The sequence below is a fragment of the Thalassiella azotivora genome, from assembly GCF_054781695.1.
In genome coordinates, this window is record NZ_BAAGTX010000010.1 from 57,472 (window position 1) to 73,467 (window position 15,996).

A 15,996-nucleotide genomic window follows, 5' to 3' on the forward strand; every position below is an offset into this window, starting at 1 on the left:
GGGTTCAGGGACGGAGCGGCAGCGGCGGCGGCACCCGTGAGGGGCGGGTCGCCGGGTCCGGCGGCGTGCTCGGTGCGGCTGCGGCCAGTGCCTCCTGCACGATCCGCAGCGCCTCGTCGAGCTGCGGGTCCTGACCGGTGGCCCACGCCTGCGGAGGGAACGGCACCTCGACGTCCGGGTCGACGCCGTGGTTCTCGACGTCCCAGCCTGCGTGGTCGAACCAGAACGCGTACTTGGGCTGGCTGACGGCCGTGCCGTCGACCAGCGCGTACCGCATGTCGATGCCGATGACCCCGCCCCACGTGCGCATCCCGACGACCGGCCCCAGCCCCAGGGCCTTGATCGCCGCGGTGACGATGTCGCCGTCCGAGCCCGCGTTCTCGTCGGCCAGGCACACCAGCGGCCCGCGCCGGGCGTGCATCGGGTAGGTGTCCGGACGCTGCCCGCGGGCGACCTCCCAGCCCAGGACCTCCCGCGACAGCTTCTCGATCACCAGCTGCGAGGTGTGGCCGCCGCGGTTGTCCCGCACGTCGACCACGAGGGCGTCGCGGGTGACCTCCGTCCGCAGGTCGCGGTGCAGCTGCGCCCACCCCGTGGCCACCATGTCCGGGACGTGCAGGTAACCGACCCGACCGCCCGTCGCGGCGTGGACGACGGCGCGACGGTCGGCGACCCACGCCTGGTAACGCAGCGCCGTCTCATCGGCCAGCGGCACGACCACCACGCGACGCCGTCCACCGCCGGCAGCGGGTTCGACGGTCAGCTCGACGGGGACCCCGGCGGCACCGACGAGCAGCGGCCCCGGACCGGTGACCGGGTCGACCTCGCGCCCGTCGACCGCGACCAGCACGTCGCCCTCGACGACACCCACGCCGGGCGCGCGCAGCGGCGAGCGCGCCTGACCCGCGGAGCTCTCCCCCGGCAGGACCCGGACGACGCGCCACCGGCCGTCGTCCCCGCGCTCGAGGTCCGCCCCGAGCCGACCGAGCCGGTGCGACGACTCGACGGGACGCTCCGGCGGGACCTCGTACGCGTGCGAGGTGCCGAGCTCGCCGATGGTCTCCCAGATGACGTCGGACAGGTCGTCGCGGGTGGCGACGCGGTCGAGCAGCGGGCGGTACCGGTCGAGGACGGCGTCCCAGTCGACTCCGGCCATGTCCTCGACCCAGAAGTTCTCGCGCATCAGCCGGCCGGCCTCATCGAGCATCTGCCGCCACTCGGCGGCGGGGTCGACCGTCAGGCGCACCCGCCCGAGGTCGACCTCGACCCGCGCGTCGGGGTCCTGCTCGTCGGCCTTGACGGGTCGGTCGGCCGGGACGACGCGCAGCGCCTCGCCGTCCCGCAGCACGAGCCGCGACCCGTCACCGGACACCTCGACCGCATCGACGCCCTCCGCCAGCACGGTGCACCGGCCGTGGCGCAGGTCGATGCGCTCGAGCACCGGGCGCGGGGCGTCGCCACCCGGGCGGGCCAGGTCGTCCCCGGTCTCGCCGTGCAGCGGTTCGCGCAGCCAGACCAGGCCGTCGGCGACCGCGCGCAGGTCGCGGTAGCGGGCCGCGGGGACCGGCGCGGGGACGACCCGGTCGACGAGGCCGTCGAGGTCCACCCGGACGGACAGCTGCGCCACGGGCGCGGTGCCGTCCGTCGCGGCGTCCTCGTCGGGTCCGCCCTGCCGCCCGTGCTCCGGCGGCCCGGCGAACGGTCGGCCCAGACGCTGCGGGTCGAACGGCGAGGCCGTGTCGGCGGCCAGCGGCAGCAGGTACGGCCGGGTGCCCGCGGGGAAGGAGAGGTCGAAGACGTGCTCGTCGTAGACCGGGTCGAAGGTGCGCCGGGACAGGAACGCCAGGTACCGGCCGTCGGCGGTGAACGCGGCGTCGGTGTCGGTGAACCGCAGCGGTGTCGCGTCGACCACGGCACCGTCGGGCACGTGCGCGAGCCGGATCTGGCGCAGCGGCCACGGCCCCGGGTGGGACCACGCCAGCCACGCGCCGTCCGGTGAGAACGCGAGGTCGGTGACGGCGTCGTGCTCCGACCGCGCGAGCTCGCGCACGTCCCCGGACGAGGCGTCCACGACCAGCACCCGCCCGTCGTGGGACGCGACGGCCAGCCGCGAGCCGTCGGGGGCGGCGACGAGCTCGAGCACCCTGCCCAGGCCGCCGGTGACGAGGCGGCGCGGCTCGCCCTCGCCGGTCGAGACCTCCAGGCCGTCCTCACCGGTGCCGTCGCTGACCCACACGACGGCCGGCGGCTCCTGCGCGGGCCCTCCGGGCCGGGGCGCTGCGGGGGCTGCGGCGGTGCCCAGGACCCGGGGCAGCCGCGCCCGGACACCGGGGGTGTCGGCGAGCGCCGGGACCGGGCCGTCCCGGTGGGTCAGCCAGTGGACGGTCCCCCGCACCTCGAGGGCGCTGGCCCGCCCGGTGCGGTCCACCGACAGCGAGCCGAGGTGCCGGGACGCGGGCGGGTGGTGGGGCGCCCGGCCGGTCGCCGGGCCGTGGGTGCGCACGTCGACGCGGCGGGGGACGGAGTCCGCGGTCAGCTCGTCGACGACGTGCAGGTGACCGCCGCTGACGTACACGACGCGGGTGCCGTCGGTGGCGGCGTCGCGGGCCCAGAACCCGTCGTGGTCGGTGTGCCGTCGCAGGTCGGAGCCGTCCGGCAGGCAGGAGTAGAGGTTGCCGGACCCCTCGTGGTCGGACAGGAAGGCCACCCGGTCGCCGACCCACATCGGCCGGACGAGCTGACCGTCGAGGTCGGGCCGCAGCCGCTCGAAGGAGCCGCTCCCGTCCGGGTCGACCCAGAGCCGGGACGCCGTCCCGCCGCGGTAGCGCTTCCACCACGCGTAGTCGCGCCGCCGGCCGCCGTGCCCGGTGGACAGCACGACGGCGCCGCCCGGGCCGCGCGCGAGGCCCGTCACCGGGCCGTGGGGCAGGCGCTCGGCGGGACCGCCGTCCAGCGGGACCGCGCGGGCCCAGACGCGGCTGGAGAACGGCTCACCGACGGCGGACGACGCGACGACCCGCCCGTCCGGCGCCCAACCGAGGACCGCGACCCGGTCGTCCCCCCACCACGTCAGCCGGCGCGGACGGTCGCCCTCGGTGCCGACCACGTGGACCTCGCCGGCGCCGTCCCTGCGGCTGACGTAGGCGACGTGCCGCCCGTCCGGGCCGAGGTGCACGTCGGCGGCGGGCGCACCGTCGGCGGTCAGCCGCCAGGCGCGTCCGCCGTCGAGCCGGGCCAGCCACACGTCGTCCTCCGCGACGAACGCGACGACGTCGCCGCGCAGCGACGGGAACCTCAGGTACGGGTCGGTCATGCGCCGCACCGTAGCCCCCCGCACCGACGCCCTGATGCCGTGCGCCGCCCGGCCCGCACGTGGCGGACCGGGCGGCGGCGGGCGTCCGGGGGACGTCAGGCGCTGCAGTCCACGGGCACCGCGGACGGCGCGTCACCCGCCCCGATGAAGCCGTACGACGTGCTCGCCCCCGCGGCGAGGGTGCCGTTCCAGGCGGCGTTCGTCACCGTCGTCCGGGAGCCGTCCGACACCACCTGCCCGGACCACGCGTGCTGGACCGACGTCCCGGCCGGCAGCGTGAAGGACGTGCGCCAGGTCGTCGTCCCGGCCGGGCCGGCGACGACGACCACCTCGGCCTGGAAGCCGCCCGGCCAGGAGCCCACGACCCGCAGCGTCGCGGTGCACGCGCCGGGGACGCCGGTCGGCGTGGACGTCGGCGTGGACGTCGGCGTGGACGTCGGCGTGGACGTCGGCGTGGACGTCGGCGTGGACGTCGGGGACGGTCCCGGGTCGCCGTCCGGGTGGACCGGCGGGTGGGCATTGGTCACCAGCTGGACGAACTGGGCCTCGAACCACTTGCCGGACAGCGGCGCGTCCGGGAGGGCACCCGTGGGGCGGTTGCCCAGGCGCGGCGAGACGTAGGTCGGGTCGCACATCCGGTCGAACCCCTTGCCCTCGTCGTTCGGGATCTCCTGCGACGACCCGTCGGACTCGCCCGGCGGCTTGACCCACACGAACGCGTCCAGGTGCGACTGCGGGAACCCCGCCGGGGAGGCCTGGGGGCGTTCGCCCAGCCCTGCGCCGCTCGGGTTGCACCAGGCGCCGCGGTGGTTGCGCCGGTCGACCCTCGAGGCGTCGACGAACGCGTGGACGTCACCGCTGCCGGAGGGGGCCTGCGGGCGGTTCGGACCGCCCCAGCCGTTGCGGCTGGTGTCGACCAGCATCCCGGTGCTCGCCGGGAAGCCGGCGGCGACGAGCCGGCGGTGCAGGTCGGAGGTCCAGTCGGTCTCGTCGAAGGCAGTGTTCCACTCGAACCACTGCGCCGAGCGGACCGGTTGGCCGCCGCGCTGCGCCCACGGGTCGGGCAGGTGCGGCTCGACCAGCGGCGTGGTGTTGGCGGTGTTGGTGACGAAGCCGTCGACCGACGCGAGACCGGCGCGGGTCGAGCGCGCGACATCGGCGAGGAGCTGGGCCGCCGGTCCGGCGTTGTCGTCCCAGCCCAGCCAGCCGGCGTGGGCGGCGTCGACGTAGCTGTAGACGTGCGGGAGAGCGTGGAAAGCGTCCAGCACGTACGCGACCCCCTCGCGGTAGTACGGCGCGGCCTGCTGGCACGCCGGGTGCGACGCGTTCGTGACGAGGTTCGGCAGCGAGTCGGGCTCGACGACGGCGACGACGCGCAGGTCGCGGTAGCGCGGCTCCGCGAGCATGCCGGTGATGACGTCGACGTACTCGGTGCGGTAGCGCCGCATGCCCTCGTCGGTGGCGGGCAGCTCGCCGTTCGAGGCGAGCGCGAAGCAGTCCCGGCCGGGCAGGTTGTAGACGACGACCGTCAGGACGACCTGACCGTCGGCCCGCTGCTGCTCCAGGGCGGCGTCGAGGTGGTACCTCAGGCCGGGCCCGTCCGCGTTGCCGTGGACGGCCCCGATGCGGTCCATCCAGACGGCGGTGGGCTCGTCGGCGACGGCGCGCATCTGCGCGGCGAGGTCGGGGTCGCCCTGCCGGTCGGCGGTCTCGAGCACCGCGTCGGACCACCTGTCGTTGACGTACTGCGTGGCCCCTGCGTAGGGGTTGTCGACGTGCGGCGGGTCGGCGAGCGCGACGCCTCCGGCGGCGACCACCCCTGCGCCGGCGGTCACGAGCCCCGCGGCGAGCGCGGCCGCCGTCCACCTCCTCGTGCGCGTCCCCCTGCTTCGACGTCCCATGTCAGTCCTCCTCGGCTCGACGCTGGAGTCACCGAGTGTGACTGTGGTCATACGTAGAGTCAATGGACGATGTGGGATCGCTCCCACCCGGTCCGTCAGGGGACGGGCGCCGGGGCGCCGGGTCCGCCTGGCAGGATCGCGGGCGACGGCGGCGGACCGTCTGCGTCGAGCACGAGGAGGGACCGTGGCCAACGGCTACCTGGCGAGCGTGGTGACGACGGAGCTCCCGACGATGGCGGTGCTCGTGGTCGGGCTCGTGCTCGCCCTGACCCGACTGGGCGCCGGGGCGTGGGCCCGGCTGGCCGCGGCCGGACTCGCGGTCCTGCTCGTCAACGACGTGGTGTGGCTGGCCGTCTCCGCCACCTACGCGCTCGGACGCGGCCCGTACGGCGGGCCGGCGCTCTTCCAGCTCTGGGGTGTCGCGGGGACCGTCCTGGTCGTGGTCGGGACGGGGCTGCTCGTGGCAGCGGTCTTCACCGGGCGCAGGAGCGCCGGCGGCCGTCCCCCGGCACCGCCCGCGCACGAGGACGCGGCAGCGACCCCGTTCGGTTCCCCGTACGGTCCTGGGCCGGGACGCACGGACGGACCGCCGCGTCCGTGACGCCGCCCACGACGCGCCGGGCTCAGAGGCCCTCGGCCTCCCGGGTGGCTGCGAGGTAGCGCTCGAACTCCTCGGGGTGCTCGGTCGCGAGCTGCTCCAGGGCCCGCAGCCGCGCACGGCGGGCACGCACCTCCCGGTCCCCGCGACCGGTCACCCCGGTGGGCGCCACGCGCCGGGTGGCCGTACGGGTGCGCGGCGCGGCGGTCGGCGCGGACGCCGCCCGCTCGGCCACGGCCCCGCAGTCACGGCACACGTTCGAGTCGCCGTCGAACGCCTCGGCCGACAGCACCCGCCGGCACTTGCCCTCGCACCGGCGCCACCGCGGACCCGTCGCCGTCGTCTCCTCGCTCACCCGACGAACCTAACCGGCCGCTCGCGCCCTCGCGTCACGGGGCCGCCGGGCCGCACGCGTCCGCGGTCGCCGCCGTCCAGCACTAGGCTCGGGACGCGCGACGGGCAGCACGGCGGGTCGCCCCGCCGTGCCGCGCGCCGCGGACCGGGCCTCTAGCTCAACTGGCAGAGCAGCGTCCTTTTAAGTCGCGGGTTCAGGGTTCGAGCCCCTGGGGGCCCACCCGGTGCCGACGCCGTGCCAGGCGTCCTCCTCGACACGGGCCCCGACACGGGACTCGACACGGCACTCGACGCCCTCGGGCGCCCGCTCGATGCGCGTCCACCCCTTCCACCCCCGAGCGGCCAGGATGTCGAGCAGCCGCTGGGCCACCGGGGCCGACTCCACCATCGCCGCGTCCAGCAGCTCCACGAACGCGTCGTCCACGCCGTCCGGTCCGAGCTCCCCGTCCTGACCGGTCCGGCCGGACTCGACGGCGCGGACCATGAGCCTCTCCAGGATGTCGGCGACCTCGACCACCCGCGGGTCGTCGACCGACCAGTCGAGCGCGCCGCTGAGCAGGTGGTACAGCCGCACCATCTCGGGGTCGTCGAGCTCGGCGTGCTTCGTCGCGATCATGGCGTCGACCTCGTCGGGCACCTTGGCGGCGATCATGATCCAGCTGTCCCGCTCCAGGGCGAGGTAGCGCTCGTCGACGCCCATCCCCCGCAGCCGGTCGAGGTAGTCCACCACGCTGCGCGGCAGCGCCAGGCGCTCGCCGGAGGTGAGCGTGGCCAGCCGCCTGCGGGTGCCCTGCAGCCGCCGGATCGCCGCGCGCAGCTCGGCGTCGACCTGCTGGACCCCGGCGGCGAACTCCTCGGCCGGCGCGTCGAGGAGCTGCTCGACCCGGGCGAGGGGCACCCCGGCCTCGGCGAGGGTGCGGATCCGGATCAGCCGCACCACCGCGGCGGCGTCGTAGACCCGGTAGCCCGACCGGTCGCGCTCGGGCTCCGGCAGCAGCCCGACCCGGTGGTAGTGCCGCACCGCTCGCACGGTGACGCCCGCGTACGCGGCGAGCTGGCTGATCGTGAGCACGCCCCAGCCTCCCTCACGCGATCTTCCTGCGGTAGGCGGCCAGGGCGACGCCGTACGCCAGCACCAGCAGACCCGCGCACCACGCCAGGGCGACCCAGAGGTCGTCCCCCACCGGCCGGTCGGCGAGCAGCGCGCGGACCGCGTCGACGATCGCCGTCACCGGCTGGTTCTCCGCGAACCACCGCACCGGCTCCGGCATGCTCTCCGTCGGGACGAACGCCGAGCTGACGAAGGGCAGCAGGATCAACGGGTAGGAGAACGCGCTGGCCCCCTCGACCGACGACGCGGACAGCCCGGCGAGGACGGCGACCCAGGTGAGCGCGAGCGTGAACAGCACCAGGATCCCGACGACGGCCAGCCACGCCGTCACGCCCGCTCCCGACCGGAAGCCCATCAGCAGCGCGACCGCCACGACGATCGCGAGCGAGACCAGGTTCGCGACGAGCGACGTCAGCACGTGCGCCCACAGCGCGCCGGACCGGGCGATCGGCATGGACTGGAACCGTTCGAAGATCCCGCTGTCGAGGTCGCCGAACAGCCGGAAGCCGGTGTAGGAGACGCCCGAGGCGATCGTGATCAGCAGGATGCCCGGCAGCAGGTAGGTCACGTACGGCTCGTCCCCGGCCTCGATGGCCCCACCGAGCACGTAGACGAACAGCAGCATGATCGCGATCGGCATCACCGCCGTGGTGATGATGGTGTCGACGCTGCGCGTGACGTGGCGCAGGGTGCGCCCGGTCAGCGCGGCCGTGTCGGTGACGAAGGTCGTGGTCATCGCGCGACCTCCTGCCGGACGTCGGCGCGGGCCGCGCCGTGCCCCCGGGCGCCGGTCACCGCGAGGAAGACCTGCTCGAGCGTCGGCTGCTTCTCGACGTACTCGACCTCGGCGGGCGGCAGCAGCCGCTTCAGGTCGTCGACGGTGCCGTCGGCGATGATCCGCCCCTCGTGCAGGATCGCGACCCGGTCGGCCAGCTGCTCCGCCTCCTCCAGGTACTGGGTGGTGAGCAGCACCGTCGTCCCCCGGCTCGCCAGGTCCCGGACCGCCTGCCACACCTCGAGGCGCGCCCCGGGGTCCAGGCCCGTCGTCGGCTCGTCGAGGAGGACGACGGGCGGGTCGCCGATGAGGCTCATCGCGATGTCCAGCCGGCGGCGCATGCCACCGGAGTACGTCGCGACGCGGCGTCCACCGGCGTCCGTCAGGGAGAACCGCGCCAGCAGCGCGTCCGCGACGCCGCCGGGGTCGTCGAGGTGCCGGAGCCTCGCGACGAGCACGAGGTTCTCCCTGCCGGTGAGGACCTCGTCGACCGCGGCGAACTGCCCGGTGAGGCTGAACGACCCGCGCACCCTGCTCGGCTGGGTGGTGACGTCGTAGCCGTCGACCTCCGCCGACCCGGCGTCCGGCTTGAGCAGCGTCGCCAGGATCCGCACGGTCGTCGTCTTCCCGGCCCCGTTCGAGCCGAGCAGGGCCAGCACGCTGCCCCGGCGGACCTCGAGGTCCACGCCGCGCAGCACCGCGTCCTTGCCGTAGGACTTCGTCAGCCCGCGCACGCGGATCGCCGGACCGGCGTCCCGTCCGTCCGTCTCCCTCTCCAGCTCCGTCTCCATCTCCGTCTCCCTCCGACCGGGGTCCCGTCCGTCGCGGGAGCACCTGGCAGGAGCGTGAGGGGTTGACCCTGCGTCAGGGTCAACCCGCCCGATTGCGGACGTCCTCGACCGCGCCGATCGTGGAGGGGACACCCGCCAACCGTCCCGAGGAGCGACCGTGCCCGAGGCAGACGTCAGCCGCCACGCCGCCAGCCTGACCAACGACCAGGGCGGGTTCCCCGAGCAGCAGCAGGAGCCTCCCGGGTCGACCGAGGAGATGACCCCCCGCCCCGACCACGGGGAGAGGAGTTACCGGGGCTCGGGCAGGTTGCACGGCATGCGCGCCCTCATCACCGGTGGGGACTCCGGGATCGGCCGCGCCGTCGCGATCGCCTACGCGCGCGAGGGCGCGGACGTCGCGATCTCCTACCTGCCGGAGGAGGAGGACGACGCGCAGGAGACCGCGCGCTGGGTCAAGGACGCCGACCACCGGTGCGTGCTGCTGCCCGGTGACATCCGCGACCAGCAGACCTGCAGGGACGTCGTCGCCAAGGCCGCCACCGAGCTCGGCGGCCTCGACGTCCTGGTCAACAACGCCGGCTACCAGATGGCCCGCGGCGGCGGCCTGGAGGACCTCGAGGCCGAGCAGCTGGACCGGGTCTTCCGGACGAACATCTACGCGATGTTCTGGCTGACGCAGGCCGCCCTGCCTCACCTGGAGCGGGGCGACACCGTCATCAACTGCGCGTCCATCCAGGCCTACCAGCCGTCGACGTCGCTGCTCGACTACGCCGCCACGAAGGCCGCCATCACCAACTTCACCGTCAACCTCGCCGCGGAGCTCGGCCCGAAGGGCATCCGCGTCAACGCCGTCGCCCCGGGCCCGATCTGGACGCCGCTGCAGCCGGCCACCCAGCCCGGGGAGAAGCTCGAGTCGTTCGGTGGGGACACCCCGCTCGGGCGCGCCGGCCAGCCCGCCGAGGTGGCCCCCGCGTTCGTCTTCCTCGCGTCCCCGGCCGACGCGAGCTACGTGTCGGGCACCGTCCTCGGCGTCACCGGGGGCAAGCCGGTCTTCTGACCGGCGACTGCACCCGCCCCACCCCCGCCTCCGCACAGGACGGCGCCACCCGCCCAGGGGGGAACGCGGGTGGCGCCGTCGGTCGTGGTGCCCGGGGCGGGACGTGCCGCCCGGTCGGGTCGGTGGGTCAGGCCGTGGTGACCATCCCGTGCCGCCCGTCGTGGCGCCGGTACACGACGGCACCGCGTCCCGACGCGGCGTCCCGGTAGGCGACGAACGGCTCGCCCCCGGCCTCGAGCCGCTCCCGGGCGGCGAGCTCGGTGAGGGTCGGCGCCAGGCCCTCGTCGACGACGTCCGCGGGCAGAACGGCACGCACCCCGGCGGCCGGCGGGGCCGTGCGCAGCAGGCCGAGCGCGCCGTCGTCCCGGACGTGCAGGACGGCGTCCGCACCGGTCGCCGCGTCCACGAACAGGTGGAAGTCGTGCCCGAGGCCCTCCATGTCGAGCGCCGCCTCGACGGCGTCCGCGGCGCCGACCGCGTGCTCCTTGCGCCGCACCACGTCCGCGTCCAGCGCACCCTCGGAGACCGTGGGGCGCGGCCGCCGGCGGTCGCGGACGACGTGCCCGCGGTCCCAGCGGTCCGACAGCCGGTCCAGCCGGCGGGCCAGCCGGTCCACCAGCTCGTCGACGGCCTCCCTCGGCCGCGCGCCGCTCGCCTCGGCCCGGACCATCCGCCCGTCGACGTCGACGGTCACCTCGACCTTCACGGGCCGGGCGGCGTCCGCGCGGGGTCGGACCAGGACGACGGCCCGGGTCACCCGGCGGGAGACCGTGCGCGTCGCGGCGGCGACCTTCTCCGAGGCGTACTCGTCGACACCCAGCGGCATCTCACCGCGGACGACGACCTCGACCTGCTCGGGGGCCAGCTGGTGGTAGGTGCGGACCGACATCTCGGCGACCTCCTCGTCTCCTCTCCGGGACCTCCCGCCCCGGACCCCGACTCTCGCCGGTCACCGCGGCGCGGCAGAGGGCCGAAGGTCCCGCCCCTCGACGGCTCACCCGATCGCCCCTCCCTTTGCTCACGACACGCCGCCTTTGCTCACTGGGCGCGGCGTGTCGAGGCCGGAAAGCACCGTCTCGGTGAGCAAAGGCCGCCCTGGTGAGCAAAGGGGGGTGGGGTTGGGGGCCGGCGGCCCGGCGGTGGCCGGGCCGCCGGTGCTCAGAGGGTCGCCAGGGCCCGGACGGGGTTCTCCACGCAGTCGGCGACGAACCGCAGGAACCCACCGGCGACGCCGCCGTCGCACACGCGGTGGTCGAACGCCAGGCTCAGCTGGGCGACCTTGCGGACGGCGAGCTGCCCGTCGACGGCCCACGGCTTGTCGACGATCCGGCCGATGCCGAGGATGGCGACCTCGGGGTGGTTGATGATCGGGGTCGAGCCGTCGACGCCGAACACCCCGTAGTTGTTGAGGGTGAACGTCCCCCCGGTCAGCCGGGACGGGGGCAGCTCGCCGGCCCGGGCGAGCGACGTGGTGTCGCGCAGGGCGTCGGCCAGCTGCAGCGCGGACATCCGGTGGGCGTCGCGCAGCACGGGGACGACGAGTCCCCGGTCGGTCTGCGCGGCGATGCCGAGGTGCACCGCCCGGGACCGGACGATCTCCCCGGCCTCGGTGTCGACGCGCGAGTTGAGCTCGGGGAACCGCTCGAGGGCGTGCAGGGTGAACCGGGCCAGCAGCGCCAGGACGCTGACCGGGCGGGCCGGGTGGGCGGCGTTGATCTGCTCGCGGGCCTCCAGCAGGCCCGTCGCGTCGACGTCGACCCAGATGGTGACGTCCGGGATCTCCCGCCGGGAGTGGCTCAGCTTGTCCGCGACGGCCTTGCGGACGCCGCGCAGCGGGATCCGCTCCACGCCGTCGGCGGGCACGCTGGGGACGGGGGCGTCCCCGGTGGCGCCCGCGGCCCCGGTCGCGGCCGGGCGCGCGGCGGGGACGGCGCTCGCCCCGGCGGCGGCCTCGACGTCGGCGCGGCGGACGACGCCACCCGGGCCGGTCCCGGTCAGGGTCGTGACGTCGACACCGCGCTCGCGGGCGATGCGTCGCACGATCGGCGAGATCACCAGCGGCGCCGTCGCGGCGCGCTCGGCGGAGGACGCCGTCACCTGCGCTGCGGCCAGGGCCACCCCGCCGCCGTCCGCAGCGGCACCGTTCGCAGCGGCACCGTTCGCAGCGGCACCGTCAGGACCGGCGCCCGCCGGGCGCAGCGCGCGCCGCCGTCGCCGGGAGCCCCCGCCGTGGCCGGTGCCGTACCCGATGAGGACGTTGCCGGACCCGGCCCGCTCCTCCTCGCGGTACGCGGTGTGGGACGCGGGCTCCTGCCCCTCCCCCGGCACGGGTTCGACGGTGATCAGCGGCTCGCCGACCGGCAGCGTCTGCCCCGGCTCGGCGTGCAGCACGGCCACCCGCCCCTCGAACGGGCAGGGCACCTCGACGACGGCCTTGGCGGTCTCGACCTCGGCGACCACCTGGTCGACGCGCAGCTCGTCACCGACCTCGACGAGCCAGGAGACGACCTCGGCCTCGGTCAGGCCCTCCCCCAGGTCGGGGAGACGGAACGTGCGGGCGCTCACGCCGTCGCCCCGCGCACGGACTCGCGGCCCGCCACCGACGCCGCGGCGCCGAGGTGCCGGTCGTCGGGGACGTCGTCCCACTGCAGCCGGGCGACGGCGTCCAGGACGCGGTCCACCCCGGGCAGGTGCGTGTGCTCGAGCTTCGGCGGCGGGTACGGGATGTCGAGCCCGCTGACGCGCAGCACGGGTGCGTGCAGCGAGTGGAAGCAGCGCTCCTGCACCCGTGAGGCGATCTCCGCGCCGACCCCGGCGAACCCCTGGGCCTCCTGGACGACGACGCAGCGGCCGGTGCGCCGCACGCTCGCGGCGACCGTGGCGTCGTCGAACGGCACGATCGTGCGCAGGTCGACGACCTCCAGGTCGACGCCCTCGCGCGCGGCGACCTCGGCCGCCTCCATCGCCACCGGCACGGAGGGCCCGTACGCGACGAGGGTGGCGTCGCGCCCGGGACGGCGGACGACGGCCTGCCCGAACGGCTCCGTGCGCACCGGCAGCTCGAGGTCGTCGGTGGACCAGTAGAGCTTCTTCGGCTCCATGAAGACGACCGGGTCGGGGTCGTCGATCGCCTCGCGCAGCAGGGAGTACGCGTCGGCGGCGGTCGCGGGGGTGACGACCTTCAGCCCCGGGGTGTGGGCGTAGTACGCCTCGCTGGAGTCGCAGTGGTGCTCGACGCCGCCGATGCCGCCGGCGAACGGGACCCGGATGACCATCGGCAGGTTGACGGCGCCGCGGGTGCGGTTGCGCGTCTTCGCGACGTGCGAGGCGATCTGCTCGAACGCGGGGTAGGCGAACGCGTCGAACTGCATCTCCACGACGGGCCGCATGCCGGACATGGCCATCCCCACGGCGAAGCCGACGATGCCGGCCTCGGCGAGGGGGGTGTCGAAGCAGCGGTCCTCACCGAACCGGGCGGTGAGCCCGTCGGTGACGCGGAAGACGCCGCCGAGCCGGCCGACGTCCTCACCGAAGACGACGACCCGCTCGTCCTGCGTCATCGCGTCGCGCATGGCGGCGGTCAGCGCCGCGGCCATCGACGTCCCGGCCATCAGCGGGTCTCCTCGTCGGTCGCGTCCGCCTGGTCGGCGGCCAGCTCGGCGAGCACGAGCTCGCGCTGCTCGCGCAGCTGCGGCGTCGGCTCGGCGTACACGTGGTCGAACAGCTCGAGCGGGTCGACCTGGGGGTCCTCGTTCATGCGGCTGCGCAGGTCGGCGGCGAACCGCTCGGCCTCGGCGCGGACGGCGTCCAGCCGCTCGTCGTCCAGCGCGCCGACGGAGCGCAGGTGCGCCTCCAGCCGGGTCAGCGGGTCGCGCTCCAGCCACTCGGCGACCTCGGACTGCTCGCGGTAGCGGGTCGCGTCGTCGGCGTTGGTGTGCGCCTCGAGGCGGTACGTGTGGGCCTCGACGAGGAACGGTCCGCTGCCGGTCCGGGCGTGCTCGACGGCGCGCCGCAGCACGGCGAGGACGGCGGCCGGGTCGTTGCCGTCGACCTGCTCGCTCGGCACGCCGTACCCCACGCCCTTGTACGCGAGGGACGGCGCGGCGCTCTGCTTGGCGATCGGGACGCTGATCGCGAACCTGTTGTTCTGCACGAGGAACACGACGGGCGCCTTGAACACCGCGGCGAAGTTCACCGCCTCGTGGAAGTCCCCCTCGCTCGTGGCGCCGTCGCCGATGAACGCGAGCGCGACCGTGTCGCGGCCCTGTCGGCGCTCGCCGTGGGCGAGGCCGGCGGCGTGCACGGTCTGGGTGGCCAGCGGGGTGCACTGGGGCGCGGTGCGCACGGCGGTGGGGTCGTACCCGCAGTGCCAGTCGCCGCGCAGCAGGGTGAGGACCTCGACCGGGTCGATGCCGCGGGCGACCAGCGCGACGGACTCCCGGTAGGTGGGGAACACCCAGTCGGTGTCGGCGACGGCCATGACGGCGCCGACCTGGCAGGCCTCCTGACCGCGTGAGGACGGGTAGACCGCGAGCCGGCCCTGCTTGGTCAGGGCGGTGGCCTGGGCGTCGAACCGGCGCCCGACGACCATGCGCCGGTGCAGCTCCAGCAGGTCGTCGACGGGAGGCATCGCGTACGCGTCGTCGGCGACCGTCTCGCCGCTGGGTCGCAGCAGCTGGACGGGCTCGTCGCGCGGGAGCAGGTCCGCGGGGGTGTGCGCGGGTGACGTGGCGGTGTCCACGGGGCGACCTCCAGACGGTGTGAGCGCCTATGCTCGGGTCGACAGGACATCCGGTTCAAGGAGTCGCGCTGATGCAGGACGAACGGCTCTCGAATCCCGGTCGCAGCGACCAGGTGACCGCCGACACACTCGCGTCGGCAGGTGCGTCTGGACGAACGGCCCGCCCCCTCGACGCGGTGGACCGGCGCATCCTGGCCGCGGTCACGCAGGACGCCCGGATCAGCGTCCGCGCGCTCGCCGAGCGGGTGCACGTCTCCCGCTCCAACGCCTACGCCCGGCTCGAGCGCCTCGTCGCCGACGGCGTGGTCACCGGCTTCCGGGCGCAGGTGGACGCCGAGCGCGCCGGTCTCGGGACGTCCGCGTACGTCTCGATGCGGGTGCAGCAGAACTCATGGCGCGAGGTCTCCGAGCAGCTGCGCCGGATCCCGTACGTCGCGCACCTGACCCTGCTCGGCGCCGACCACGACGTCCTCGCCCTCGTCCGGGCACCGGACAACTCGACCCTGCGTGACGTCGTCCTCAACCGGATCCAGGGCGTACCGGGGGTGCTGTCGACCAGGACGTGGCTGGTGTTCGAGGAGATCGAGGGCGCGGGTACGCCCTGGGCGTGACGGCCCAGGCCGCCGGGTCAGCCGAGGCGCTCACCCGCGCCGGACGAGCGGACCAGCACGCCCTCCGCCGTCCCGCGGACCCGGTGGGCCCGCCCCAGGCCCCGGACGACGAACCCGTCGCCGTCCGCGACGAGCACCGTGTCCTCGTCGACCGCGACACCGTCGGCCACCGCCCCGGCGGACACCGCCGCGACGAGGCGCGACAGCGTGCCCCACTGGGCTGCGTGGACGTCGACGGCGAACGGCACCAGGCCGAGACCGGGGGCGACGGTGACCTCGTCGAGGTCCTCGCCGGCGTCCTCGGAGCAGACCACGACGCCGTCGGCGCGCCAGCCGCCGACCAGCGCCGACCCGGCCGCCACCGCCGCCCCGGCGGAGAACCCCGCGTAGGGGCGGCCGGCCCCCAGCCAGTCGCGCACCGCGCCGGCGACGGGCGCGAGGGCGTCGGCGTACGCCGGGGTCAGCCCGCCGCAGACCAGCAGCGCGTCCGCGCCGTCCAGGTCGCCAGGGTCCAGGACGTCACCGAGCCGGACCAGCACCGGGACGGGCTCGCACGGCCTGGTCGCCCGCAGTGCCGTCGTCCAGCGCTCGGCCTGCGCCGCGCCGTCCCCCTCGTCGACGACCACGCACGCGACCCGCGCGCCCCGGCCCGCCTCGTCGAGGAACGCGCCGTACACGGTGTCACGCGCGGACGGCGTCCAGCCACCGCCGATCAGGTAGGTACCCACGGCGAGCAGGATGCCA

General features: G+C 75.4%; 14 protein-coding genes and 1 tRNA gene. 4 read left to right on the plus strand and 11 right to left on the minus strand.

Annotated features, from left to right (window positions below; translation table 11 throughout):
• Positions 1 to 4 precede the first annotated feature (4 nt).
• On the minus strand, positions 5 to 3,313 hold the full coding sequence (locus ACYVQV_RS08465; protein ID WP_461022844.1) for a S41 family peptidase: 3,309 nt from the start codon (positions 3,311 to 3,313) through the stop codon (positions 5 to 7).
• Between the two features lie 95 nt (positions 3,314 to 3,408).
• Complete coding sequence (locus tag ACYVQV_RS08470) at positions 3,409 to 5,214, minus strand: glycoside hydrolase family 6 protein (RefSeq protein WP_461022845.1); 1,806 nt, start codon at positions 5,212 to 5,214, stop codon at positions 3,409 to 3,411.
• A 184-nt stretch (positions 5,215 to 5,398) separates the two neighbouring features.
• Here ACYVQV_RS08470 and ACYVQV_RS08475 point away from each other — a divergent pair, with 184 nt between their 5' ends.
• Positions 5,399 to 5,815, plus strand: a complete 417-nt coding sequence (locus tag ACYVQV_RS08475) for a hypothetical protein (protein ID WP_461022846.1) — start codon at positions 5,399 to 5,401, stop codon at positions 5,813 to 5,815.
• A 22-nt stretch (positions 5,816 to 5,837) separates the two neighbouring features.
• On the opposite strand, the gene ACYVQV_RS08480 is transcribed toward ACYVQV_RS08475, so the two are convergent.
• Complete coding sequence (locus tag ACYVQV_RS08480; protein WP_461022847.1) at positions 5,838 to 6,167, minus strand: hypothetical protein; 330 nt, start codon at positions 6,165 to 6,167, stop codon at positions 5,838 to 5,840.
• Between the two features lie 146 nt (positions 6,168 to 6,313).
• On the opposite strand from ACYVQV_RS08480, the gene ACYVQV_RS08485 reads away from it, so the two are divergent.
• Positions 6,314 to 6,386: transfer RNA gene (locus ACYVQV_RS08485), tRNA-Lys, on the plus strand.
• On the opposite strand, the gene ACYVQV_RS08490 is transcribed toward ACYVQV_RS08485, so the two are convergent.
• From ACYVQV_RS08490 to ACYVQV_RS08500, 3 genes are read right to left on the minus strand one after another with little or no spacing between them, the layout of a single operon-like run.
• Entirely contained in the window at positions 6,348 to 7,238 is an 891-nt protein-coding gene (locus ACYVQV_RS08490; RefSeq protein WP_461022912.1) for a MerR family transcriptional regulator, read from the minus strand. The genes ACYVQV_RS08485 and ACYVQV_RS08490 overlap by 39 nt on opposite strands.
• A 13-nt stretch (positions 7,239 to 7,251) precedes the next feature.
• The gene (locus ACYVQV_RS08495; RefSeq protein WP_461022848.1) at positions 7,252 to 8,013 is read right to left on the minus strand and encodes an ABC transporter permease; all 762 of its coding nucleotides are present in this window, start codon (positions 8,011 to 8,013) and stop codon (positions 7,252 to 7,254) included.
• Positions 8,010 to 8,843, minus strand: coding sequence for an ABC transporter ATP-binding protein (locus ACYVQV_RS08500; RefSeq protein ID WP_461022849.1), 834 nt, complete (start codon positions 8,841 to 8,843; stop codon positions 8,010 to 8,012). Before ACYVQV_RS08500 ends, ACYVQV_RS08495 begins: the two co-directional genes overlap by 4 nt.
• A gap of 256 nt (positions 8,844 to 9,099) precedes the next feature.
• Between ACYVQV_RS08500 and ACYVQV_RS08505 the strand changes: the two genes are divergently transcribed.
• The gene (locus ACYVQV_RS08505; RefSeq protein WP_461022913.1) at positions 9,100 to 9,900 is read left to right on the plus strand and encodes an SDR family oxidoreductase; all 801 of its coding nucleotides are present in this window, start codon (positions 9,100 to 9,102) and stop codon (positions 9,898 to 9,900) included.
• Positions 9,901 to 10,027: 127 nt separating this feature from the next.
• Here ACYVQV_RS08505 and ACYVQV_RS08510 read toward each other — a convergent pair whose 3' ends face one another.
• From ACYVQV_RS08510 to pdhA, 4 genes are all read right to left on the minus strand, one after another.
• Positions 10,028 to 10,789: a sigma 54 modulation/S30EA ribosomal C-terminal domain-containing protein gene (locus ACYVQV_RS08510; RefSeq protein ID WP_461022850.1), complete on the minus strand. Its 762-nt coding sequence runs from the start codon at positions 10,787 to 10,789 to the stop codon at positions 10,028 to 10,030.
• Positions 10,790 to 11,058: 269 nt separating this feature from the next.
• Positions 11,059 to 12,465, minus strand: a complete 1,407-nt coding sequence (locus ACYVQV_RS08515; protein WP_461022851.1) for a dihydrolipoamide acetyltransferase family protein — start codon at positions 12,463 to 12,465, stop codon at positions 11,059 to 11,061.
• Positions 12,462 to 13,511 carry an alpha-ketoacid dehydrogenase subunit beta gene (locus tag ACYVQV_RS08520; RefSeq protein ID WP_461022852.1) on the minus strand — a complete coding sequence of 350 codons (1,050 nt, stop codon included), beginning with the start codon at positions 13,509 to 13,511 and terminating at the stop codon, positions 12,462 to 12,464. Before ACYVQV_RS08520 ends, ACYVQV_RS08515 begins: the two co-directional genes overlap by 4 nt.
• Positions 13,511 to 14,641 (minus strand): pyruvate dehydrogenase (acetyl-transferring) E1 component subunit alpha, encoded by a 1,131-nt coding sequence (gene pdhA / locus ACYVQV_RS08525; protein ID WP_461022853.1) that lies wholly within the window; start codon positions 14,639 to 14,641, stop codon positions 13,511 to 13,513. Before pdhA ends, ACYVQV_RS08520 begins: the two co-directional genes overlap by 1 nt.
• 71 nt (positions 14,642 to 14,712) lie before the next feature.
• On the opposite strand from pdhA, the gene ACYVQV_RS08530 reads away from it, so the two are divergent.
• Entirely contained in the window at positions 14,713 to 15,252 is a 540-nt protein-coding gene (locus ACYVQV_RS08530) for an Lrp/AsnC family transcriptional regulator (RefSeq protein ID WP_461022854.1), read from the plus strand.
• A 17-nt stretch (positions 15,253 to 15,269) separates the two neighbouring features.
• Here ACYVQV_RS08530 and ACYVQV_RS08535 read toward each other — a convergent pair whose 3' ends face one another.
• A complete protein-coding gene (locus ACYVQV_RS08535) occupies positions 15,270 to 15,980 on the minus strand; it encodes a type 1 glutamine amidotransferase family protein (protein WP_461022855.1) in 711 nt (236 codons plus the stop codon).
• Positions 15,981 to 15,996 lie beyond the last annotated feature (16 nt).